Origin of the sequence: Burkholderia sp. S-53 (assembly GCF_025560745.1) — a bacterium.
Taxonomy (GTDB): domain Bacteria; phylum Pseudomonadota; class Gammaproteobacteria; order Burkholderiales; family Burkholderiaceae; genus Burkholderia; species Burkholderia pyrrocinia.
Window position 1 is genome coordinate 2,418,775 of sequence record NZ_CP090484.1, and the last position, 24,167, is coordinate 2,442,941.

At 68.2% G+C, this 24,167-nt stretch carries 16 protein-coding genes and 1 pseudogene; 16 read left to right on the forward strand and 1 reads right to left on the reverse strand.

Going from position 1 to position 24,167, the window contains the following annotated elements; translation table 11 throughout:
* Positions 1-9: 9 nt before the first annotated feature.
* Positions 10-3,648 carry a hydantoinase B/oxoprolinase family protein gene (locus LXM88_RS33005; RefSeq protein ID WP_262543646.1) on the forward strand — a complete coding sequence of 1,213 codons (3,639 nt, stop codon included), beginning with the start codon at positions 10-12 and terminating at the stop codon, positions 3,646-3,648.
* Between the two features lie 772 nt (positions 3,649-4,420).
* Positions 4,421-6,424, forward strand: coding sequence for a cyclic di-GMP phosphodiesterase (gene pdeR / locus LXM88_RS33010; RefSeq protein ID WP_262543647.1), 2,004 nt, complete (start codon positions 4,421-4,423; stop codon positions 6,422-6,424).
* A 52-nt stretch (positions 6,425-6,476) separates the two neighbouring features.
* Here pdeR and LXM88_RS33015 read toward each other — a convergent pair whose 3' ends face one another.
* The gene (locus LXM88_RS33015; protein ID WP_262543648.1) at positions 6,477-7,340 is read right to left on the reverse strand and encodes a crotonase/enoyl-CoA hydratase family protein; all 864 of its coding nucleotides are present in this window, start codon (positions 7,338-7,340) and stop codon (positions 6,477-6,479) included.
* A 135-nt stretch (positions 7,341-7,475) separates the two neighbouring features.
* Between LXM88_RS33015 and LXM88_RS33020 the strand changes: the two genes are divergently transcribed.
* The 14 genes and pseudogenes from LXM88_RS33020 (at position 7,476) to LXM88_RS33085 (ending at position 24,135) form a co-directional block, all read left to right on the forward strand.
* On the forward strand, positions 7,476-7,673 hold the full coding sequence (locus LXM88_RS33020; RefSeq protein ID WP_262543649.1) for a hypothetical protein: 198 nt from the start codon (positions 7,476-7,478) through the stop codon (positions 7,671-7,673).
* The gene (locus LXM88_RS33025) at positions 7,670-8,011 is read left to right on the forward strand and encodes a hypothetical protein (RefSeq protein WP_262543650.1); all 342 of its coding nucleotides are present in this window, start codon (positions 7,670-7,672) and stop codon (positions 8,009-8,011) included. Before LXM88_RS33020 ends, LXM88_RS33025 begins: the two co-directional genes overlap by 4 nt.
* A gap of 411 nt (positions 8,012-8,422) precedes the next feature.
* Positions 8,423-9,145 carry a response regulator gene (locus tag LXM88_RS33030; RefSeq protein WP_262543651.1) on the forward strand — a complete coding sequence of 241 codons (723 nt, stop codon included), beginning with the start codon at positions 8,423-8,425 and terminating at the stop codon, positions 9,143-9,145.
* A 4-nt stretch (positions 9,146-9,149) separates the two neighbouring features.
* A complete protein-coding gene (locus LXM88_RS33035) occupies positions 9,150-11,753 on the forward strand; it encodes an ATP-binding protein (protein WP_262543653.1) in 2,604 nt (867 codons plus the stop codon).
* A 157-nt stretch (positions 11,754-11,910) separates the two neighbouring features.
* Positions 11,911-13,188 (forward strand): ABC transporter substrate-binding protein, encoded by a 1,278-nt coding sequence (locus LXM88_RS33040; protein WP_262543654.1) that lies wholly within the window; start codon positions 11,911-11,913, stop codon positions 13,186-13,188.
* A gap of 67 nt (positions 13,189-13,255) precedes the next feature.
* Entirely contained in the window at positions 13,256-14,212 is a 957-nt protein-coding gene (locus LXM88_RS33045) for a carbohydrate ABC transporter permease (RefSeq protein ID WP_262543655.1), read from the forward strand.
* Between the two features lies 1 nt (position 14,213).
* Entirely contained in the window at positions 14,214-15,044 is an 831-nt protein-coding gene (locus LXM88_RS33050; RefSeq protein ID WP_262543656.1) for a carbohydrate ABC transporter permease, read from the forward strand.
* 34 nt (positions 15,045-15,078) lie between these two features.
* Entirely contained in the window at positions 15,079-16,215 is a 1,137-nt protein-coding gene (locus tag LXM88_RS33055) for an ABC transporter ATP-binding protein (protein ID WP_262543657.1), read from the forward strand.
* Positions 16,216-16,313: 98 nt separating this feature from the next.
* Positions 16,314-17,123 (forward strand): ThuA domain-containing protein, encoded by an 810-nt coding sequence (locus LXM88_RS33060; RefSeq protein WP_262543659.1) that lies wholly within the window; start codon positions 16,314-16,316, stop codon positions 17,121-17,123.
* Positions 17,120-18,268: a Gfo/Idh/MocA family protein gene (locus tag LXM88_RS33065; RefSeq protein ID WP_262543660.1), complete on the forward strand. Its 1,149-nt coding sequence runs from the start codon at positions 17,120-17,122 to the stop codon at positions 18,266-18,268. Before LXM88_RS33060 ends, LXM88_RS33065 begins: the two co-directional genes overlap by 4 nt.
* 150 nt (positions 18,269-18,418) lie before the next feature.
* A complete protein-coding gene (locus tag LXM88_RS33070; protein WP_262543661.1) occupies positions 18,419-19,837 on the forward strand; it encodes a maltoporin in 1,419 nt (472 codons plus the stop codon).
* Positions 19,825-20,766: an aldo/keto reductase gene (locus LXM88_RS33075; RefSeq protein WP_412524158.1), complete on the forward strand. Its 942-nt coding sequence runs from the start codon at positions 19,825-19,827 to the stop codon at positions 20,764-20,766. Before LXM88_RS33070 ends, LXM88_RS33075 begins: the two co-directional genes overlap by 13 nt.
* A gap of 39 nt (positions 20,767-20,805) precedes the next feature.
* Positions 20,806-21,813: pseudogene (locus tag LXM88_RS33080) on the forward strand (glucokinase); the annotation flags it as partial.
* Between the two features lie 351 nt (positions 21,814-22,164).
* Positions 22,165-24,135 (forward strand): APC family permease, encoded by a 1,971-nt coding sequence (locus LXM88_RS33085; protein ID WP_262543663.1) that lies wholly within the window; start codon positions 22,165-22,167, stop codon positions 24,133-24,135.
* Positions 24,136-24,167: the final 32 nt, after the last annotated feature.

Sequence of the window (24,167 nt, forward strand, 5' to 3'; positions counted from 1 at the left end):
TCGACCATCATGACCGACCGACACCTTTCTCCCGTTCCCTCCGACGCCGCGCGCTGGCAATTCTGGATCGACCGCGGCGGCACGTTCACCGACATCGTCGCGCGCCGGCCCGACGGCACGCTCGTCACGCACAAGCTGCTGTCGGAGAACCCCGAGCAATACCGCGATGCGGCGGTGGCCGGCATCCGCCACCTGCTCGGCCTTGCCGACGGCGAGCCGATCACGCCCGAGCGCGTCGACATGGTGAAGATGGGGACGACGGTCGCGACCAACGCGCTGCTCGAACGCAAGGGCGAACGCACCGCGCTCGCGACGACGCGCGGCTTTCGCGACGTGCTGCGCATCGCTTACCAGAACCGGCCGCGACTGTTCGATCTCGACATCGTGCTGCCCGATGCGTTGTACGAGACCGTCGTCGAGATCGACGAGCGCATCGGCGCGCATGGCGACGTCGTCGTGCCGCTCGATGTCCAGGATGCCGAAGCGTCGCTGCGCCGCGTGTTCGACACCGGCGTGCGCGCGCTCGCGATCGTGCTGATCCACGGTTATCGCTACACCGCGCACGAACGCACACTCGCGGAGCTCGCACGCCGCATCGGCTTCACGCAGGTATCGGTGTCGCACGAGGTGTCGCCGCTGATGAAGATGGTGTCGCGCGGCGATACGACCGTCGTCGACGCGTACCTGTCGCCGATCCTGCGTCGTTATGTCGAGCAGGTTGCGCACGAGATGCCGGGCGTGAACCTGCAGTTCATGCAGAGCAGCGGCGGGCTGACGCGCGCCGATGCGTTCCAGGGCAAGGACGCGATCCTGTCGGGCCCGGCAGGCGGCATCGTCGGGATGGTGCGCGCCGCGCGCGCGGCCGGCTTCGGCCAGGTGATCGGCTTCGACATGGGCGGCACGTCGACCGACGTGTCGCATTACAACGGCGAGTTCGAGCGCGTGTTCGAGACGCAGGTGGCCGGCGTGCGGATGCGTGCGCCGATGATGAGCATCCATACGGTTGCCGCGGGCGGCGGCTCGGTGCTCGGCTTCGACGGCGCGCGGCTGCGCGTCGGGCCCGAGTCGGCCGGCGCGAACCCGGGGCCGGCCGCGTACCGGCGCGGCGGCCCGCTGACGGTGACCGACTGCAACGTGATGCTCGGCAAGATCCAGCCCGATCATTTCCCGCGCGTGTTCGGCCCGCATGCGGACGAGCCGCTCGATCGCGATGGCGTGGTCGCGAAGTTCGCGGCGCTCGCCGATGAAATCCACGCGGCGACGGGGCGGCGCGAGACGCCGGAAGCGCTCGCCGAAGGTTTCCTGGAGATCGCGATCGGCAGCATGGCGAACGCGATCAAGAAGATCTCCGTGCAGCGCGGCCACGACGTGTCGCGCTACGTGCTGACGACGTTCGGCGGCGCGGGCGGCCAGCACGCGTGCGGCGTGGCCGACGCGCTCGGGATGACGCAGGTGTTCGCGCATCCGCTCGCGGGCGTGCTGTCTGCATACGGGATGGGCCTGGCCGACCAGACCGCGATGCGCGAGCGCGCGGTCGAGGCCGTGCTGACCGACGCGTCGATGCCGGCGCTGAACGCGGCGCTCGACCGGCTGGCCGACGAGGCCGTCGGCGCGCTGCTCGAACAGGGCGTGCCGCCGGAGCGGATCGCGACCGAGCGGCGCGTGCACCTGCGCTACCAGGGCACCGATTCGGCGCTCGACGTGCCGGCCGGCAGCGTCGACGCGATGCAGCAGGCGTTCGAGGCCGCGTACCGGCAGCGCTACGCGTTCCTGATGCCCGGCACGCCGCTCGTCGCGGAGCTGGCGTCGGTCGAGGCGATCGGCCGCTCCGACGCACCGGTGGACATCGCGCCGCTGGCCTCGCGCGGGGACGGCGCCGCACCGCAAGCCGATTCCGCCGTGCGCTTTTATTCCGGCGGCAAGTGGCGCGACGCGGCGCTTTACGTGCGCGACACGCTGCTCGCCGGCGACGCGATCGACGGCCCGGCGATCGTCGCGGAAAAGAACGGCACGACCGTCGTCGAGCCCGGCTGGCGCGCGCAGATGACCGCGCAGGGCAACCTCGTGCTGACGCGCACGACGCCGCTGCCGACGCGCCGCTCGCTCGGCACCGATGCCGACCCCGTGCGGCTCGAGATCTTCAACAACCTGTTCATGTCGATCGCCGAGCAGATGGGGCTGCGGCTGCAGAACACCGCGTACTCGGTGAACATCAAGGAGCGCCTCGACTTCTCGTGCGCGATCTTCGACGGCGACGGCAACCTGATCGCGAACGCGCCGCACATGCCTGTGCACCTCGGCTCGATGGGCGAGAGCATCCGCACGGTGATCGAGCGCAACCGCGGCCGCATGCGCGACGGCGACGTGTTCATGCTGAACGACCCGTATCACGGCGGCACGCACCTGCCGGACGTGACCGTCATCACGCCGGTGTTCGCGGACGGGTCGGACGCGCCGCTGTTCTACGTCGGCTCGCGCGGCCACCACGCGGACATCGGCGGCACGACGCCGGGCTCGATGCCGCCCGATTCGACGCATATCGACGAGGAGGGCGTGCTGATCGACAACTGGCAACTCGTGTCGGCCGGCGTGCTGCGCGATGCCGACACGCGCGCGCTGCTCGCATCGGGCCGCTACCCGGCGCGCAACGTCGAGCAGAACATGGCCGACTTGCGCGCGCAGGTCGCCGCGAACCAGAAGGGCGTCGACGAGTTGCGCCGGATGGTCGCGCAGTTCGGCCGCGACGTCGTGCTCGCGTTCATGGGTCACGTGCAGGACAACGCGGAAGAAGCGGTGCGGCGCGTGATCGGCGCGCTGCAGGACGGCGCGTACCGCTACCCGCTCGACAACGGCGCGGAGATTCGCGTCGCGATCCGTGTCGACCGCGCGGCGCGGCGTGCGGAGATCGATTTCACCGGCACGTCCGCGCAGCTCGACAACAACTTCAACGCGCCGAAGGCCGTGTGCATGGCCGCCGTGCTGTACGTGTTCCGCACGCTGGTCGGCGACGACATCCCGCTGAACGCCGGCTGCCTGAAGCCGCTCACGGTGATCGTGCCCGCGCGCTCGATGCTGAATCCCGAATATCCGGCGGCGGTCGTGTCGGGCAACGTCGAGACGTCGTCGGCGATCACCAACGCGCTGTACGGCGCGCTCGGCTGCGTCGCGTCGAGCCAGGGGACGATGAATAACTTCACATTCGGCAACGATCGCTACCAGTACTACGAGACGATCGCGGGCGGCAGCGGCGCGGGCGACGGTTTCGCGGGCGTCGGCGCGGTGCAGACGCACATGACGAACTCGCGGCTCACCGATCCGGAAGTGCTCGAATGGCGCTACCCGGTGCGGCTCGACTCGCACCGGATCCGCGCCGGCTCGGGCGGCGGCGGGCGCTGGCGCGGCGGCGACGGCGCGGTGCGGCGGATCCGCTTCCTCGAGCCGATGACCGCGTCGATCCTGTCGAACAACCGGATCCATGCGCCGTTCGGCGCGGCGGGCGGCGCAGCCGGCGCGCTCGGCCGCAACACGATCGAGCGCGCGGACGGCACGGTCGAGGCGCTCGAGCATATCGGCCGCGCGCAGATGGCGCCGGGCGACGTGTTCGTCGTCGAAACGCCGGGCGGCGGCGGATACGGCGCGGCGGGCTGAGCCGCGGCACGCGCGCGGCAGCGGTGACGGCGGGCGTTCGCGCGGGGCGGCGAACGCCCGCCGAGCGCCGAGCGCCGAGCGCCGAGCGCCGAGCGCCGAGCGCCGCGCGCCGGCGGCACCGGCGGCACCGGCGACAACCGCGGCAACCGCGGCAACCGCGGCCGTACCGGTTCCACCCGCGCTGCCGGCCGGCTGCGGGATTCGACAACGCTGCGGAATCCGATAAAACACGCCGCCTCGGCAGTCGGCGCGATATTGCAACCGACTGTGGAATAAAGCGGTGCATTCACGCAAGAACAGCAACAAATTGGCCGGATTTCTCGTCGCCGGAACACGATCCGACCCTGTTGCCGTGGTCCTGAAATGAATCGGTCCCCCATATTTTGCGATTTCCCGGAACGCCTTGCGGAGCAAGGCGCTCCGCCCATCTTGCCGGCCCCGTTGCGCACTGCGTCACCCGCTCTTGAGCATGCCGCCAATCATGAAAAATCCGGCTTGCCAATCGAGTCCCGATTCCTTGACACTCTGCTCTAAATGTGAGTGCCAATCCTCATCGTCATTTGATAAGATGGCTCTCATCATTCGTTAGGCAAAACCTGCGCGCTTCACGCGCGAACGCCGGTCGCATTGGTTGGAAACAAGTGCGGAACGAGGGCCGTTGTCACGGTAGTCAAGGCTGCCTTGCCGGGCACGCGCGTGCGCCGCCCGGGAAGGCGGTTGGCCAGCTCGCCTCCGTCTACACTGTGCGTTTTTTCTGGGTCGGGGCGTGTCCATGGATGACGAAAACGATAGCGCGGTGCTCGAGGCGCATGTCGGTACGCGCAGCCCCTGCTGGCGTCTCGGCAGCGACAGCAATGCGCTCGAACTGGCCGCCGTCCGCGGCCTGACGAACGTCGCAGTCGCGCTGACGGTCGAGCAGGCCGCGCGCATCCGTGCACTGACGGGCGTCACGTCGCACCTCGTGCTCGACATCACGCTGTTCGGCGAGCCGGTCAGCCTCCATTTCGTCGGCCGGAAGGTCAACACGACCGACTGGGCCGGCACGGCCTCCGCCTATTCCGATGCCGTGTCCGTCGCGGGCGATCTCGCGCACGGGCTCGCGTTCGCCGAGCAGGTCGTGTCCGAAGTGAATTCGCTCGTCGTGATCCTCGACCGCAACGGGATGGTGCAGCGCTTCAACCGTCTGTGCGAGGAAGTGACGGGCAAGCGCGAGGTCGACGTGATCGGCCGCAGCGCGTTCGAGCTGTTCATGAGCCCCGAGCAGGGCGCGCAGTCGCGCACCAACATCACGGGCTTTTTCGCGAGCAACCACTCGTACGCGGTCGAGCGCTACATCAATACGGTCAACGGGCCGCGCCTGTTCCAGTTCCGCAACAAGTTCGTGCAGAGCGGCAGCGGCGTCGAGGAGCAGTTCCTGATCTGCTCGGGCATCGACATCACCGAGGAGCGCAACGCGCAGCATCGGCTCATCGAACTCGCGAACACCGACGTGCTCACCGGGCTGCCGAACCGTCATGCGATCAGCGAGCGCATCCATGTGGCGATCGCCGACGAGAACGCCGCGTCGCGCGGCCACGTCGGCATCCTGTTCCTCGATCTCGACAACTTCAAGCGCGTCAACGATCACTACGGGCACATCACCGGCGACCGCCTGCTGCAGGACGTGTCGACGATCATCAGCGGCTGCCTGCCGTCCGGCGCGACGCTCGCGCGGCTCGGCGGCGACGAATTCCTCGTGCTGTTCGAGCAAGGCACGCGGCCGCTGCTCGAAGCGACCGCGCAGATCATCCTCGAGCGGATGCGCACGCCGATCCACCTCGGGCTGATGGAGGTCTACACGAGCTGCTCGATCGGCATCGCGATGCATCCGCAGCACGGCGATTCGCTCGAGACGCTGATCCGCAGCGCGGACACCGCGATGTACGTCGCGAAGGAAGAGGGCAAGCATACATACCGCGTGTTCTCGCTGGAGATGAACCAGAAAGTCGCGAAGTACATGTGGCTCGACACGAACCTGCGCAAGGCGCTCGATGAAGAGCAGTTCGTGCTGCACTACCAGCCGGTCGTCGATATCGCGACCGGCGACGTGCGCGGCGTCGAGGCGCTGATCCGCTGGCAGTCGCCCGATCGCGGGCTCGTCGCGCCGATCGAGTTCATCCGCTTCGCGGAGGAGTCGGGGCTGATTGCGCCGCTCGGGCGCTGGGTGATGCGCACCGCGGCCGCGCAGGCCGCCGCGTGGAAGGCGAAGGGGCTCGGCATCCGGATCGCGGTGAACGTGTCCGCGCGGCAGTTGCAGGACATGAACATCGTGCACCAGTTCGCGTCGATTCTCGACAGCGCGGGGCTCAAGCCCGGCCTGCTCGACATCGAGCTGACCGAGAGCTGCTTCATCGAGGACGAGGATTCCGCCAACGGGCTGATGCGGCAGTTCCGCCAGCTCGGCGCGGAGATCCATCTCGACGATTTCGGCACCGGCTATTCGTCGCTGTCGCAGTTGTCGCGCCTGCCGCTCGACGCGATCAAGCTCGACCGTTCCTTCATCACCGGTATCGACCGCAATCCGCGCTCGCAGGCGCTGGTGCGCTCGGTCGTGTCGCTCGCGAAGGCGATGAATTTCGCGGTGATCGCCGAAGGCGTCGAGACGTACGCGGAAGCCGACTTCCTCAAGCAGCTCGACGTCGATCACGCGCAGGGCTACTACTACGCGCGCCCGATGCCGGCGCAGGCATTCGAGGCGTGGCTCGCCGAGACGAGAAAGCTCAGGCTGATCGCCTGAGCTTCGTTCCGGAGAGCGGGGCGCCGCCGGCAACCGGCGGCGCCCCGCTACATTACACCGGGCGCAGCTTCGACACGCGCCGGTTCTGCAGCATCACCAGGCGTTCCATGTACGCGAGGTCCTTCGGCTCGATCGCGAACGCCGCATGCACCCACGCTTCCGTGATGTCCATCAGCTCCGAGCGCGACAACTGGAACACGCGTTCGCGTGCGCGCAGCATCGCGCGCACGCCGTTCAGCTTCGGCTTCATCACGTCGATGAAGGTGCGCGTCGCGAGATACGCGTCACCGGCCTCGAACGTCTCGTCGACCAGCCCGCGATCCTCGTACCACTCGGCCGCATGCGCTTCGCCGGTCGAGATCAGCGATTCCGCGAGGCCGCGGTCCGCCTTGCGTGCGACGAGCGAATAGCCGCCCATGCCCGGGAACAGGTTGAACGCGATTTCGGGGAACCCGAGCTTCACGCCCTTCTGCGCGAGCATGTAGTGATGCGCGAGCGCGGCCTCGAAGCCGCCGCCGAGCGCGCTGCCCTCGACCATCGCGATCGAGATCGACCCGGTGCCGAAGCCCGTGTAGATCTCGTACACGCCGTCGATGCACGAGCGCGCATAGGCCATCAGCTGGTCGCGCCGGCCGCTGCGGATCGCGTCGACGAAGAAGCTCAGGTCGCCGCCGACGTTGAACAGCTCGGGGACGAGCGAGCCCGTCACCCAGAAGTCGAATGGCAGGCCCGAGTCGCGTGCGACGCGCGCGAGATGGATGATGTCGGTAACGAGTTGCTGGTTGAAGCACGGCCGCGGCTCCGATCGCAGCATCATCCACATGACGTTGCGGCCTTCTTCGTAAAAGGCAGTCAGTTGCGTGAGTTCTCCGGCTTCGTAAAACGGGCGGCACGCAGGATGGGATTGGAGTTGCATGGTATGTCCTCGTGAGTTGTGGTTTGCGCTTGAAAAACCGTCGCGTGCCAGTTCCATGCAATTGCAAGACGGCCGCATGGCCCCGATCGCGCGGCATCGCCATTGTTGCGCGCACAAACTCGGCCGCTGTGTTGAATGGGTCACCCGATCGCGCGGTTGGCGATCGCGACGCAGCAGGAAAATCGGTTACACGCGATCGAAGCGATGCGTGACATCCGTGCGATGCAGGAAGCCGGTTTCTCGCGGGGGGCGCGCAGGGCATGCGCGACTCGGCAGGCCGCCGACGTTGCGGCGATGGAAAGTGCGATGTGGCGCGGAGGTCTTTCCCGGTGAGTGCCGGAGCCGCGAAGCCGGCAGGACACGCAGGTATGTCGCGTGTGATTTTTTATCGGGTAGCGGTAACGATGGCGATGGCGATGCGGAGCGATCGCCGCTACAACGGAAACCGGATGGGCCGCGATCGCGTGACTACGGTGAACACGGTGAACACGGTGAACACGGTGAACACGGTGAACACGGTGAACACGGTGAACACGGTGGGCGGAACCGTGATTCCGAACACGGCACGGGCGATCGCGATCGGAAAGAAGCAGTGCAACGTCTATTTAGTTCGTCATGCAGATCGATCGACGAAATCTCAGCGAATCGATGTGCTCGTGAGGCGCGCGTGACGTGTCGGCGGCCCGACGGTGTTCGGGCATCGGGTCGCATGTCCGGTCGGCGCCCCTGCATGGCCCGTGCGCCCGGTGCAATCGTGCGGCATGCCGTATGTACGCCAGCTCACACATTCGGATGGCGGTCCGGGCAGGGTATTCACCGATCGCGGCACGGTCCCGCCGGGATTTTGCGACGTTAGAATCCCGCGCGCGTGCTGTTGCGCCACGCGAAAGCTGTGCCCCGCCCATCCTCATGCCGATTCGCGTTCGCGGGAACTTGCCAGGATCGGCCCGGATCGGCCACCATTCGCTTCCGGCCCGACTGCGTCTTACCACCGCAGTCCGGCCTCATACCGACAGAAATGCCAGCCTGCACTGCGCGGCCGATCGAATCGGCGTGCGCGACCGGCTTGGAGGAGAACACCCATGTCAGAAAAACATCGGATCCTGGTGGTGGACGACGATCCGGACGTGCGCGCCTGGTTGAAGGGCGTGCTGGAAGAGGCCGGGTTCGAGGTCTCGGCGGTCGATAGCGCCGCCCGGATGCAGCAGCAGCTCGCGGCCGCGCCGCACGCGCTCGTGATTCTCGACCTGAAGCTGCGCGGCGAGGACGGCCTGACGGTCGCGCGCGAGCTGCGGCGGCGCTCCGACGTGTCGATCATCATGATCAGCGGCCTCGGCGACGAGACGGACCGCGTACTCGGCCTCGAGACCGCGGCCGACGATTTCGTCACGAAACCGTTCTCCGGGCGTGAACTGATCGCGCGGGTGCGCGCCCAGCTGCGGCGCACGACCGAGCTGTCGATGCCGCGCCCCGCGTCGAACGGCGGCGGCCCGCGCTACTGCTTCGACGGCTGGACGATGGACCTGGCCGCGCGCACGCTGACGCACAACGGCGGCCCGTGCGCGCTGACGCAGGGCGAATTCGAGCTGCTCGCCGCGATGGTGCAGCAGCCGTCGCGCGTCTGGTCGCGCGACCAGTTGCTCGAACATACGCGCGGCTTCGGCATCGACGTATACGACCGGACGATCGACGTGCTGATCCTGCGCCTGCGCCGCAAGATCGAGCCGAACCCCGAGCAGCCGACCTATATCCGCACGCAGCGCGGCATCGGCTATGTGTTCGCGGTGCCCGTCGTGCGCGTGTGACGCGATGCGCACGACGTTCAGGCTGTTGCCGCCCTGGAGTGTCCGGGCCAAGCTGATCGCGACGTTCCTGCTGCTGTTCGGCATCACGCTCGCGGTCGTGGTGGTCGGCGTGCTCGGGATGCGCGCGAACCAGAACGCGCTCGACGAATACGAGGCGAACGTGGTGCCGGAGATTGCCCGCGCGCTCGAATTGTCGGACAAGGTCGCGCAGCTCGCCGCGGTCGCGCCGAGCATGATGCTGACCGATTCGCCGGACCTGCTGCACAACGACACCGAGCTGCTGCGCGGGCTGCTCGGCGACATCCGGCGGCTGTCGCCGGGCTTCGGCAAACAGCCTGGCCCCGTCGCGAAGGCGGGCGAACAGCTCGCGGTGATCGACGATCTCGACGCGATCGACCAGGATCTCGCCCGGCTGCTGATCGTGTCGGGCCGGCAGCGGCAGCTCAAGGAGGAACTGAGCGATTTGCGCGTCGCGAACGACCGCATCGGCGACAGCATCGCGCGCGACAAGAGCGTGATCGCGCAGCGCGCGCCGACGCTGCTCGAGATCTGGGCCCGCACGGCCGGTGCGCTGCAGGCGGCGAACGCAGCGGAGCTCGGCAGCGCGGAAAGCGACAACGAGGCGCTGTGGCTGCGCGCGCGCGAACGCGGCGAAGACCGCCGCCAGCCGGCGCTCGCCGACGCGCTGCAGCACCTCGACGGCGGCGCGCGCAGCGTGTTCGCGGTGCGCCGCGAGTTTCTGTCGAGCGAAGCGCAGACGGGCTATCTCGTCACGCTCCTGCGCGGCCACGCGGATCACCTGAGCGGCAAGTCGGCGCGCTACGTCGAGCGGCTGCGGCTGATCGCCAGCGAGCGCAGCGACAAGGTGCGCAAGGTCGCGGTCTCCAGCCAGTCGGGCCTGCTGCTGCTGGCCGTCGCGGGCGTCGCGGTGGCGCTGCTCGGCGTCGCGTATGCGAGCCGCATCCTGCACAAGCTGCAGGCGATGACGCGCGTGATGGCGCGACTCGCGAAAGGGATCACGTCCGACCGGATGCCGTCGACGCACCGGCCGGACGAAATCGGCGAGCTGGCGCGCGCGTTCGAGGTGTTCCGCACCAACCTGATCGAGAAGGAGCAACTGACCCAGGGGCTCGAGTCGCAGCGGCGCCTGCAGGAGTCGGTGCTCAACTCGATGAACGACGGGGTGTCCGTCCACGACACGCACGGCAGCCTGATCGCGTGGAATCCGACCTTCGCGACGCTGCTCGGGATCGATCCGGGCGCGCTGCATGCGGGCCTGTCGCTCGCGACGCTGCGGCAGGCCATGCATCAGCCCGCGCGCTGGCGCCAGGTGTCGCGCGAGACCGCGACCCGCACGTCGGACGGCGCGCGCATCGCCGCGTCGGCCGAACTGCACCTGCGCGACCAGCGGACCCTCGAATTCCACTGCCAGCCGCTTCCGGACGGCGGATGGGTGGCAGTCTGCCGCGACCTGACGAGCCGGCGCGCGGTCGAGGCGGAGCTGCGCCAGGCGCAGAAGATGGACGTGCTCGGCCAGTTGACGGGCGGCGTCGCGCACGATTTCAACAACTTCCTGGTCGCGATACTCGGCAACCTGGAGCTGCTGCTGCCGCGGCTCGACGGGCAGCAGGACGCGCAGACGATGGCCGAGCGCGCGCGCCGCGCGGCCGAACGCGCGTCGCGGCTCACGCGGCGGCTGCTCGCGTTCGCGCGGCGCCAGCCGCTGCAGGCCGAACGCGTGTCGGTCGGGGCGATGCTCGCGGAGATGCTCGATCTCGTCGAATACTCGGCGGGCCAGCGGGTGGCCGTCGTGCTGGAGCCGGCCGCGGAGCCGATGTGGGTGAACGTCGACCGCGGCCAGCTCGAGAACGCGGTCCTCAACCTGGCGCTCAACAGCGCCGCCGCGATGCCGGGCGGCGGGACGCTGGCGCTCGCCGCGCGCCGCGAACCGGCGGCCGACGGTGCCGGCGCGCCGCACGCGATCGTGCTGAGCGTGACCGACACGGGCTGCGGGATCGCGCCGGTGCTGCTCGACAAGGTGATCGAGCCGTTCTTCACGACCAAGGCGGCCGGCGAGGGGAGCGGGCTCGGGCTCAGCAGCGTCTACGGCTTCGTGCGCCAGAGCGGCGGCGATCTGCGCATCCACAGCGAGGTCGGCCAGGGGACGCGCGTCGAACTGTGGCTGCCCGAGAGCGCGCCGCCCGAACGGCGCGGCGCGCCGGCCGTCATGGCGGCCGCGCCCGTTGCCGGACCGGCCGGCGCCCGCGTGCTCGTGGTCGACGACGATCCCGAGGTGCGCGACACGGCGCTCAGCCAGTTCGCGGCGCTCGGCGCGCGGGCCGACGCGGTGGCGACCGGCGACGCGGCATTGCGCTGGCTGGCCGAGCACGGCCCCGTCACGCTCGTGCTGTCGGACATCTCGCTCGGCGCGGGCGGCAGCGGCATCGCGTTCGCGGCGCGGCTCGCCGAGCGCTGGCCGGCGCAGCGCGTCGCGCTCACGTCGGGCCTGCCGCCCGAGATTCATCAGACCCATCCCGACTGGCGCGCAGACCTGCCGTTCGTGCCGAAACCGTTCGATCTGGCGGCACTCGCCGCGCTGCTGGGCTGACGCGCGACGGCGATTGTTTCGATTGTTAATGGCGCGGCGCGTTTCCGAAATTTTCGATTAACCGGACTGGAGTCTCATGGACCCATGGCACCCGGCGACGCGCTCGCGACACCGTGGCGCACGATTCGAACGATTCGAACAAAACCGGAGACACCGAATGACGAAGCTCAAGGCAGGTTTGCTGACGATGGCGCTCGCGATGACGGCCGCCATGGCCACCACGGCCGGCGCGGCGACGCTGCGGATCGCATGTGGCGCGGCCGGCGTCGACCAGGACATTTGCCAGGTCTCGGCGAAGCGCTGGGCCGAGAAGACCGGCAACGAGGTCGAGTTCATCAGCATGCCGAATAACTCGAGCGAGACGCTGGCGCTCTATCAGCAGCTGCTCGGCAGCGGCTCGGACAAGATCGACGTGATGCAGATCGACACGGTCTGGCCGGGCATCCTCGCGAACCACCTGATCGACCTGAAGCCGTACAGCAAAGGACTGGAAAGCCAGTCGTTCCCCAGCATCGTCGCGAACGATACGGTGAACGGCAAGCTGGTTGCGATGCCGTGGTTCATCGATACGGGGCTGCTCTACTACCGCAAGGACCTGCTCGACAAGTACCGCGTGAAAGTGCCCGCGACGTGGGAGGAGCTCGACGCCACCGCGCGCAAGGTCCAGTCGGGCGAGCGCGCCGCCGGCAACGAGAAGGTCTGGGGCTACGTGTGGCAGGGGCGCGCGTACGAAGGGCTGACCTGCGATGCGCTCGAATGGGTCAGCAGCTACAACGGCGGCACGGTGGTCGACGACAAGGGCCGCGTGACGATCGACAACCCGGGCGCGATCAAGGCGCTCGAGCAGTCGGCGAAATGGGTCGGCACGATCAGCCCGAAGGCCGTGCTGAACTACGGCGAGGAGGAAGCACGCGGCGTGTTCCAGGCCGGCAACGCGGTGTTCATGCGCAACTGGCCGTACGCATGGGCGATCGCGAATCGCGCGGGCAGCCCGATCAAGGGCAAGGTGGGCATTGCGCCGATGCCGAAGGGCGGCGCCGACGGCCGCCCGGCCGCCACGCTGGGTGGCTGGCAGCTCGCCGTGTCGCGCTACTCGCCGAATCCGAAACTGGCCGCCGATCTCGTGATGTACCTGGCGAGCGCGGAAGTGCAGAAGACGCGCGCGATCCAGGCGTCGTTCAACCCGACGATGCCGGCGCTCTACCGGGACAAGGACATCCTGCAGGCCAACCCGTTCATGGCCGACCTGCTGCCGACTTTCAGCACGGCGGTCGCGCGGCCGTCGACGGTGACCGGCGCGAAGTACAACCAGGTCAGCAACCAGTTCTGGAACGCCGCACACGACGTGCTCGCCGGCAGCGACACCGCAGCGGCTGCGCTCGCACGGCTCGCCGCCACGCTCAACCGGCTCGCGCCGGGCGGCACCTGGCACTGAGCGCCGCGGCGCGCGATTGATCGATCGGGCCGGCTGCCGTATCGCGCGGCCTGACAGGAGACATCGAATGAGAACCGGAAGCATCGAGATCAGTAGTACTCCTGCATTCGTGCAGGCGCCAACCCGGGCCCGCGCGGGGCTTGCCCACGCGCGCCGGCGCCAGGCATGGCTGCTGGTGGCGCCCGCGATGCTCGTGCTGGCAGCCATCGCCGGCTGGCCGCTGCTGCGCACCGCGTGGTTCAGCCTGACCGACGCGCAACTGTCCGACCTGTCGCAGCGCCATTTCGTCGGCCTCGACAACTATCTCGGCGCGGCGGGCGTGCTGCGCGACCCGGCCTGGTGGCAGGCCGTCGGCAATACGGTGCTGTTCGCCGTCGTGTCGGTGGTGCTCGAGACGGCCGCGGGCCTCGGCGTCGCGCTGCTGCTCGACGTGCCGTCGCGGCTGCGTACGCTGCTGCGCGCGGCCGTGCTCGTGCCGTGGGCGATCCCGACCGTCGTGTCGGCGAAGATCTGGAGCTGGATGCTCAACGACCAGTTCGGGATCGTCAACGCGATGCTGATGTCGATCGGCGCGATCCATGAGCCGCTCGCGTTCACCGCCGATGCGCACCTCGTATTCCCGACCATCGTGCTCGTCGACGTGTGGAAGACCACGCCGTTCATGGCGCTGCTGATGCTCGCCGCGCTGCAGACCGTGCCGCGCGATTGCTACGAGGCCGCGCGTGTCGACGGCGTGCCGCGCTGGCGCGTGTTCCGCTCGGTGACGCTGCCGCTGATCCTGCCCGGCGTGCTGGTCGCGATGATCTTCCGCTCGCTCGACGCGTTGCGCGTGTTCGACCTGATCTACGTGATGACGTCGAACAGCCGGATCACGAAAAGCATGTCGGTCTATGTGCGCGAACAGCTGATCGATTTCCAGCAGGTCGGGTTCGGATCGGCGTCGGCAATGTTGCTGTTCGTGACGATCGTGCTGTTCACCATCGGCTACATGGCGGTCGGCCGCCGCCGGATGCAGGAGGCATGAAATGAAGAAGCATCCGCTCGACATCGCGATTCACGGGCTGCTGTCGGCACTCGTGCTGGTGATCGCGCTGTTCCCGTTCGTCTACATGATCGGCACGTCGATCAAGCACGGCGACGCGTTGTTCGATACGTCGCTGTTCCCGGCGAGCCCGTCGCTCGACAACTATCGCCAGCTGTTCCGCGACCAGCCGTTCGGCGCGTACCTGCTGAACTCGGCGCTCGTCGCGGGCGGGGCGGTCGCGCTGTCGCTCGCCGTGTCGGTGCTCGCCGCGTATGCGCTCGGCCGCGTGTCGTTCCGCGGGCGCGGGGTGCTGATGATGTGCATTCTCGGCGTGTCGATGTTTCCGCAGGTCGCGATCCTGTCGGGCCTGTTCGAGCTGGTCCGCGCGCTCGGCCTGTACGACCACCTCGGCGCGCTCGTGCTGTCCGACCTGATCTTCACGCTGCCGTTCACGATCTGGATTCTCGTCACGTTCATGCGCGAGCTGCCGCGCGAACTGGAGGAGGCGGCGCTCGTCGACGGCGTCGGCGTGTTCACGCTGATCTTCCGGATCTTCCTGCCGCTGCTGCGGCCGGCGCTGGCCGCGACGTCGCTGCTCGCGTTCGTGTCGGCATGGAACGAATTCCTGTTCGCGCTGACCTTCATGATCTCGTCGGGCCAGCGCACGGTGCCCGTCGCGATCACGATGATCTCGGGCGCGAGCAGTTACGAGTTGCCATGGGGAACCATCATGGCCGCGTCGGTCATCGTCACGGTGCCGCTCGTGCTGCTGGTGCTGGTGTTTCAGCGGCATATCGTCTCCGGCCTGACTGCCGGCGCGGTCAAGGGTTGATGCGTAACTGCCCATCAGGATCAAGAGGGAAAACATGAGTCAGATCAAGTTGAGCGGTCTCCACAAGCAGTTCGGCACGACCCCCATCCTCAGCGACGTGAATCTCACGGTCGAGCCGGGCGAGTTCTGCGTATTCATCGGGCCGTCGGGCTGCGGCAAGTCGACGTTGCTGCGGATCGTCGCCGGCCTCGAGGAACAGAGCGCCGGCGACGTGTGGATCGACGGCCGCTGCGTCAACACGTTTGCGCCTGCGCAGCGCGACATCGCGATGGTGTTCCAGAGCTATGCGCTCTATCCGCACATGTCCGTCTACGAAAACATGGCGTTCGGCCTGCGTCATCTGCGCTTGCCGAAGGACGAGATAGACCGGCGGGTGCGGCTCGCTTCCGAGTCGCTGCGCCTCGGCGAGCTGCTCGAACGCAAGCCCGGCGCACTGTCCGGCGGCCAGCGGCAGCGCGTCGCGATCGGCCGCGCGATCGTCCGCAAGCCGAAGGTATTCCTGTTCGACGAGCCGCTGTCGAACCTCGATGCGGCGCTGCGCGTGAAGACGCGCGTCGAGATCGCGAAGCTGCACCGCAGCCTCGACAGCACCAGCATGATCTACGTGACGCACGACCAGGTCGAGGCGATGACGCTCGCCGACAAGATCGTGCTGCTGCGGCCGCTCGAAGGGCGCAGCGGGATCGCAAGCATCGCGCAGATCGGCACGCCGCTCGACCTGTATCACCGCCCGGCGAGCCAGTTCGTCGCCGGTTTCATCGGCTCGCCTGCGATGAACTTCCTGCCGGCCAGCGTTGCGGCGGCCGGCAGTAGCGAGGTCCGCGCGCTGGCACGCGACCTGCCGCTCAGCGCCGACGTGTCCGGCGACGGTCTCGAGACGGGCGCGGGCGTGACGCTCGGCATCCGCCCCGAACACGTGCGGGTCGGCACCGGCGCCGTGACGGGCGAAGTCGCGCACGTCGAGCAGATGGGCGAACACACCTATCTGTATCTCGACACGCCGCTGTGCGGCCAGCCGATCGTTGCGAAGACCGATGCCGGCGGCGCGCGGATCGGCGAGCGCGTGCGCGTCGATCTGCCGGCCGGCGCGCTGCATCTGTTTCATCCGGACGGACGCGCGGCGGTACGCACGCCGCGCGAGCCTGCCGCACCAGCGCTCGCGATCGCCTGAGCGGCGCGCGGCGCCCGGCAAATCCAGTCACAGGTTTCAGGCGGCCACGGCGCATGGCCGCTGTCGAATTGGCGCCAAATCTTCGATAAAGGATAGTCATGCTAAACAAGAAGCTTTCAGTGATCGTGTGGAACGAGTTCGAGCACGAGCGGGAAAACGCGGGCGTGCGCGCGATCTACCCGGACGGCATTCACCAGGTGATCGCGAGCGCGCTGGCCGAAACGCCGGCGCTCGGCCACGGTGCGTTGCCGCTCGAGATCGGCACCGCGACGCTCGACCAGCCCGATCACGGCCTCAGCGAAGCGCGGCTCGCCGCGTGTGACGTGCTGATCTGGTGGGGGCACAAGGCGCACGCGAAGGTCTCCGACGAGATCGTCGAGCGCGTGCAGCGCCGCGTGCTCGAAGGAATGGGCCTGATCGTGCTGCATTCCGGGCACTTCTCGAAGATCTTCCGCCGCCTGCTCGGCACGAACTGCTCGCTGAAGTGGCGCGAAGCGGCCGAGAAGGAGCGGCTGTGGGTCGTCGAGCCGTCGCATCCGATCGCGGCCGGGCTCGGTGAATATTTCGAGCTGCAGCACGAGGAGATGTACGGCGAGCGTTTCGACATCCCGCAGCCGGACAGCACCGTGTTCATCTCGTGGTTCGAGGGCGGCGAGGTGTTCCGTTCGGGCTGCTGCTGGGAGCGCGGTCACGGCCGGATCTTCTATTTCCGCCCCGGGCACGAAGCGTATCCGACCTATCACGACCGCAACGTGCAGCGCGTGATCGCGAACGCGGTGCAATGGGCCGCGCCGCGCGTGAACCTCGCCGACCGCTGCCCGAACTCGCCGCCGCTCGAAACGCTCAGCGAGAAGAGCACGCAGTTCGCGCACGTCGGTATCCAGCAAACCGCGGGAGACCTCGCATGAACGACGACTACAAGGTGGAGCTGCCGGAAGCGGCGGCGATTGCGCGCGGCCGGCGCCTGCGCGTCGGCGTGATCGGGCTCGGGATCGGCCGCAAGCATATCGAAGGCTGGCGTGAGCATCCGGACGTCGACGTGGTCGCGATTGCCGACCCCGACGGGAAGCGGCTCGCGAAAGTCGGCGACGCGTTCGGCATCGACGCACGCTACGCGTCGGCCGATGCGATGCTGGCAGCGGAGAAGCTGGATGTCGTCAGCGTGTGCACGCCGAACAAGTTCCATCGCGAGCTGACGCTCGCCGCGTTCGATGCCGGCTGCCACGTGCTGTGCGAGAAGCCGATGGCGCTGAACGCGGACGAGGGGCGCGAGATGCTGATCGCCGCGCAGCGCGCCGGCAAGCGGCTGATGATCAATTTCTCGTACCGCTTCAGCGCGCAGTCGCGCGCGCTGAAGGCGCAGGTCGATAGCGGCCTGTTCGGCGATTTCTATTTCGGGCGCACGGTCTGGCATCGCCGGCGCGGGATGCCCGGTTTCGGTGGCTGGTTCGGCACGAAGGCGCTGGCGGGCGGCGGGCCGCTGATCGATCTCGGCGTGCATAGGCTCGACCTCGCGCTGTGGCTGATGGGTTATCCGAAGCCCGTGTGGGTGATGGGCAGCACCTACGATCCGATCGCGCGCGAGCTGGCGGCGCGCGCGGGCAAGACGTTCGACGTCGAGGATCTCGCGGCGGCGCTGATCCGCTTCGACAACGGCGCGACGCTCGCGCTCGAGGCGTCGTGGGCAACCAACATCCAGGAAGCGGAGCTGATGGAAACCCGCCTGCTCGGCACGCGTGCCGGGCTGCTGCAGAAGAACCTGAACGAGGGCTACACGTTCGACGCGCACGTGTTCATCGAGCAGAACGGCGCGCAGTTCGACATGCGCCTGAATCCGCCCGCGGAAGGCGCGCATTCGGCGATGTACGACTACGCGGAAGCGATCCTGTGCGACGTCCCGCATCCGGCGCCGGGCGAGGAAGGGCTGATCGTGATGGAGATCCTCGACGCGATCTATGCGAGCGCGGCCGCGGGCGAGCCGATTCGCATCCATGCGCCGGGGCCGGCGGCCGCCGATGCGCCGCCGGTGCTCGATCTCGACGTCGCGGGCTGACGTCGCCGGTTGACTTCACCCCGGGCCGGCGCGCGGATCGTCCACCGCGCCGGCCCGTCGGCAACATGACGGACGACGCAGCACACACACACCTATTCGATGACGCCGCGCATCGCACCCGGCGCACAAACAACGTTTGGAGACACGTTCATGATCGACGAAGCAGGCCGCGCCGCGCGCGGCCCCGCACGCACCCCGTTCAGGCTCACGCGGCTCGCCGCCGCTTTCTCGCTGGCCGTCGCATCGGCCGCGCTGCACGCGGCGCCGGATCCGGCCACGACGGTCGCCGCCGACAGCGCGCCAGGCGGCCTCTCGCAGGCAACCGGCGTCGTGCCGGCCGACACGAGCCCCGCCAACGTGGCGACGCCGACGCCGTCGTCGGCGTGGAACCAGCTGACGCCGTGGACGCAGTTCCATGGCTATATGCGGGCCGGCGTCGGCACGAGCGACGGTCATTCGCAGGCCTGCTTCCAGTTGCCGGGCGCACAGAGCAAATACCGGCTCGGCAACGAATGCCAGGTCTACGGCGAGCTGGAGATCGACCAGACGCTGTACAAGTTCTCGAACGGCATGCAGCTGTCGGCGGTCGGCATGGCGAGCCTCGTCAACGATCTCGACCGCACGCCGACCTTCAACGGCGATCACGGAAAGATTCGCCTGCCGCAGTCGTACGTGCAGCTCACGAACTTTCCGGGGCTCGACGACATGCGGGTGTGGTTCGGGCGCATCTATTACCGGCGCAACGACGTCCACATGAACGACTTCTATTACTGGAACCCGAGCGGCCTCGGCGCGGGCGTCGAGAACGTGCCGATCGGCGGCGGCCTGAAGCTCAGCTATGCGCTGTTCCGCGAGGACTACATCGACCAGCCGAACTACGCGACGCGCCACGACCTGCAGCTGTCCGGCGTGCATCCGAACCCTGGCGGCGAACTGCAGTTCGGGCTGTCGTACATCCCGGCCCGCGCGCCGGTGCTGAATTCGAGCGGCGTGTTGCAGGACGCGCACAGCGGCTGGTCGTTCACGGTCCAGCACGTGCAGACCAACCTGCTCGGCGGCAAGAACAAGCTCGCGTTCCAGTACGGCGTCGGTCCGGGAACGGGCCTCGGCTACACGGGAACGCTGACCAACGACAACCGCTACAAGAGCTTTCGCGTGCTCGATGCGTTCGACTGGCAGGCGACGCGCGACTTCAGCGGACAGGTGGTCGGCATCTACCAGCGCGACATCGCGCCGTCGGGCGGGTCGCAGACCTGGGTCTCGATGGGCGTACGGCCGGTGTATGCGTTCACGCAGCACATCAAGCTGCAGGGCGACCTCGGGCACGACCGCGTGACGCCGTCCGGCGGCCCGACGCGCACGCTGCTGAAGGCGAGCGTCGCGCTGACGCTCGCGATGGACCGGTCGTTCTGGTCGCGGCCCGAATTCCGCGTGTTCTACACGTATGCGCGCTGGAACAAGGCCGCGCAGGATTCGGCGGCGCCCGGCGATCCGCTGTCGACGACGGGCATATTCGGAACCTCGCGCACGGGCTCGACGGTCGGCGCGCAGGTCGAATGGTGGTGGTGAACGACATGACGGAACGCTGTACGACGATATCGATGGGTACCGATGCCGTGTCGTTCTCGCGCATCGTGTTCGGGATGTGGCGGATCGGCGACTGGGCGATGTCGGCCCGCGAGCGCCGTGCGCTGATCGAGGCGGCGCTGGAACTCGGCGTGACGAGCTTCGACCATGCGGACATCTACGGCGACTACACGGCCGAGGGCCTGTTCGGCGACGTGCTGGCCGATGCGCCGCACCTGCGCGAGCGGATGCAGATCATCACGAAGTGCGGGATCCGGCTCGTGTCCGCGCGCCGGCCCGCGCACGGGATCAAGCATTACGACACGCGGGCCGCGCATGTCGTCGCGTCGGTCGAGCAGTCGCTGCGCGCGCTGCGCACCGACCGGCTCGACCTGCTGCTGCTGCATCGTCCCGATCCGCTGATGGATGCCGACGAAGTCGCCGCGACCTTTGCGTCGCTCCGGCGTGACGGAAAGGTGAGGGAATTCGGGATATCGAACTTTACGCCGGCGCAGGCGGCATTGCTGCAGGACCGGATGGCGGTGCACGGGATGTCGCTCGCGACGAACCAGGTCGAATGCTCGCTGCTGCATCTCGCGCCGCTCGACGATGGCACGTTCGACCAGGCGCAACACTGGCGCTGTCCGCCGATGCTGTGGTCGCCGCTCGCGGGAGGACGCCTGTTGACGGAGACGTCGCCCATTGCGACGCGCGTGCGCGCTACGGCGGCGCGGATCGGCGACGCGCTCGGCGTGCCCGCGACGACGGTGCTGTTCGCGTGGCTGCTCGCGCTGCCGTGCCGGCCGCTGCCGATCGTCGGGTCGAGCCGGATCGCGGCGCTGCGCGAAGCGGTAGAGGCGACCCGCATCCCGCTCGAGCGCGAGCACTGGTTCGAACTGCTGGGCGCGGCGCGCGGCGTAGAGGTGCCATGACCGCTGCGATCGATACACGATGACATTCCGGGAGAAACGATGAGCGAAGCGACCCTGAACGGCCATCCGGTCGCGCCGCGCGGCGTGCGTGCCGGCGAACCCCGCTTGCTGGCGGACATCGGCGGCACGCACGCGCGCTTCGCACTGGAGACCGCGTCCGGCGGGATCGGCGACGTGCGTGTCTACCGATGCAGCGGCCATGCCGGCGTGGACGACGCGGTGCGCGCATTCCTGCGCGACGCGGGGGGCGCGCGGGTGCGGGACGCGGCGATCGCGATCGCCAATCCCGTGGACGGCGACATGGTCAGCATGACCAATCATGACTGGCGCTTCTCGATCGACGCGACGCGTCGCGCGCTCGGGCTCGACACGCTGCACGTCTTCAACGACTTCACGGCGCTGGCGATGGCCGTGCCGCATCTGTCCGCGGGACAACGGCGGCAGGTCGGCGGCGGGCACGCGGCGCCCGCGGGGACGATCGGCGTGCTCGGCGCCGGAACGGGGCTGGGCGTGTCGGCGCTCGTGCGCGCGGGCGACACATGGGTGCCGTTGTCCGGCGAGGGCGGGCATGTGTCGTTCGCGCCCGCCGACGCACGCGAGGCCGACGTGCTGCACTACGCGCGGGCGCGCTGGCCGCACGTGTCGTTCGAGCGGCTGGTCGCGGGCCCCGGCATCGCGGTGATTCACGCGGCGCTCGCCGCGCGCGACGGCCGCGACGCACCCGGGGACGACGCGGCCGATACGGCCGCCATCATCGAGCGCGCGCTCGCCGGCGACGCACGCTGCGTGGCGACGCTGGATTGCTTCAGCGGGATGCTCGGCGCGTTCGCGGGCAATCTGGCGCTGACCCTCGGCGCGACCGGCGGCATTCATATCGGCGGGGGCGTCGTGCCGCGCCTCGGCGCATTGTTCGATGCGTCGCCGTTTCGTGCCCGCTTCGAGGCGAAGGGCCGCTTTGCCGGCTATCTCGCAAGGATTCCGACCTTCGTGATCACCGCGCCGCATCCGGCCTTTGTCGGCGTGTCGCGCCTGCTCGCCCGCGCGTTGGGCGAGGTTGGCTGACGCGGTGCACCGGCTGCCGGGTCCGTGCGCGAAGGTGTGAGTTGCCGTCGGGCATGGATCGGATGAACGCTCGTATCGGCACGCATGCCTGTTCTGTTGCGTGTCGATCGGCCGCGCCTCCGTCGCGCGCAACACGCGCAACACATGTGTGTCGCAGCCGCACCGTCATGTCCGGCTTGCATGGTTGTAGTGCGACTGTCTGCAAGGCGTCGGCGCGTTGAAAGAAATCCACCGGCACGTGACTCCGCCCTATGGAATACGCCGACTGGAAGTCGTGTCGGAACTCATTTACTTTTAGGGCAGTGTCGCCGATGCGTCGTGCGTTCCGGAGGAGTCGTGACCGCATTCCAGAAGGTGTGGCAGTTGCTCGTCGGAAAGCCGCTGGACCCGCTCGATCCGCGCACGCGGCATGCGATCGCCGTGACGCCGTTGCTGGCCTGGGTCGGGCTCGGCGCCGACGGGTTGTCTTCGTCGTGCTACGGCCCGGAAGAGGCGTTCCTCGCGCTCGCGCAACACACGCCGCTCGCGCTGTTTCTCGCGCTCGCGACCGCGGCCACGGTCTTCATCATCGCGCTCGGCTACAACCAGGTGATCGAGCTGTTCCCGACGGGCGGCGGCGGCTACCGCGTCGCGACCGCGCTGCTCGGGTCGAAGCCGGGGCTCGTGTCGGGCGCGGCGCTGCTGGTCGACTACGTGCTGACCGTCGCGACCTCGCTCGCGAGCGGCGTCGACGCGTTTTTCAGCCTGCTGCCGGTGAGCGCGCAGGCGTTCAAGCTCACGACCGAGATCGTGCTGATCCTGCTGATGACGGGGCTCAACTTCCGCGGGATGCGCGAATCGATCATGGTGCTGCTGCCGATCTTCATCGGCTTCGTGATCCTGCACTTCGGGCTGATCGTGTATGGCGTCGCGGTACACGGCAGCAACCTCGCGATGATCGTGCCCGATGCCGTGCACGAGGCGCACGGGATGTCGCAGTCGCTCGGCGTGTTCGTGATGCTCGCGTTGCTGATGCGCGCGTTCTCGCTCGGCGGCGGCACCTATACGGGCCTCGAGGCCGTGTCGAACAACGTGAACATGCTCGCCGATCCGCGCGTGCCGAACGGCAAGGTGACGATGTGGTACATGTCGACGTCGCTCGCGTTCACGGCCGGCGGCATCATCCTGCTGTACATGCTGTGGCATGCGCGGCCCGTCGAAGGCCAGACGCTCAACGCGGTCGTGTTCGGCAGCGTGATCGACCATCTCGGGCTCGGCTCCGCGTTCGCACGGAATGCATTGCTCGCGGCCGTGCTCGCGTTCGAGGCCGGGCTGCTGATGGTCGGCGCGCAGACGGGTTTTCTCGATGGCCCGGCCGTGCTGTCGAACATGGCGTCGGATTCGTGGGTGCCGCGCCATTTCCGCGACCTGTCGACGCGCCTCGTGCGGCAGAACGGCATCATCGTCGTCGGCCTGTCGAGCTTGCTGATCCTGCTGTGGACGCATGGCAGCGTCGACGTGCTCGTCGTGCTGTACAGCATCAACGTGTTCCTCACGTTCAGCATGTCGCTGCTCGGGCTGTGCACGTACTGGTGGCGCCATCGCAGCGAGCGCGGCTGGTTCAAGCATTTCTTCCTGTCCGCGCTCGGGCTGAGCGTGACGGCGACCGTGCTGGTCATCACGCTGGTCGAGAAGTTCACGGCTGGCGGCTGGCTCACGGTGCTCGTGACGAGCGCGGTGATCGCGCTGTGCTTCATGATCAATCGCCACTACGCGTACACGCGCACGCAGCTCGCGAAGGAAGATGCGCTGTTCTCCGGCAAGCCGCCCGAAGTCGACGAGGCGAGTGCGCCGGGCAAACCCGATCCGTCGCAACCGACGGCCGTGCTGCTGGTCGGCAAGCATCGCGGCGCGAGCATGCACGCGCTGCTGTGGGTCAACCGGCTGTTTCCCGGGCACTTCCGCAACGTGATCTTCCTCGCGGTCGGCGAGGTCGATGCGAAGGCGTACGACGGGCACGAACATCTCGAACGGCTGCGTCACTCGATCACCGAAGCGCTCGACTACTATGTCGCGCATTGCCGCCGCAACGGCATCGCGGCCGACTACCGGATCGCGTTCGGCACGAATCCCGTAGTCGAATTCATGAACCTCGCGTCGTCGACGCTCGACGAGTATCCGAACGCCGTGTGCTTCGCGAGCAAGCTGATCTTCCGGCGCGTGAATTTCCTGACCGCGTGGCTGCATAACCAGACGCCCGTCGAACTGCAGGCGCGCCTGCATGTCGAGGGCAAGCAGATGGTGCTGCTGCCGATGAATGTCGGCTAGCGGTGACGCGGCGGCCGGCGCTGCGAACGACC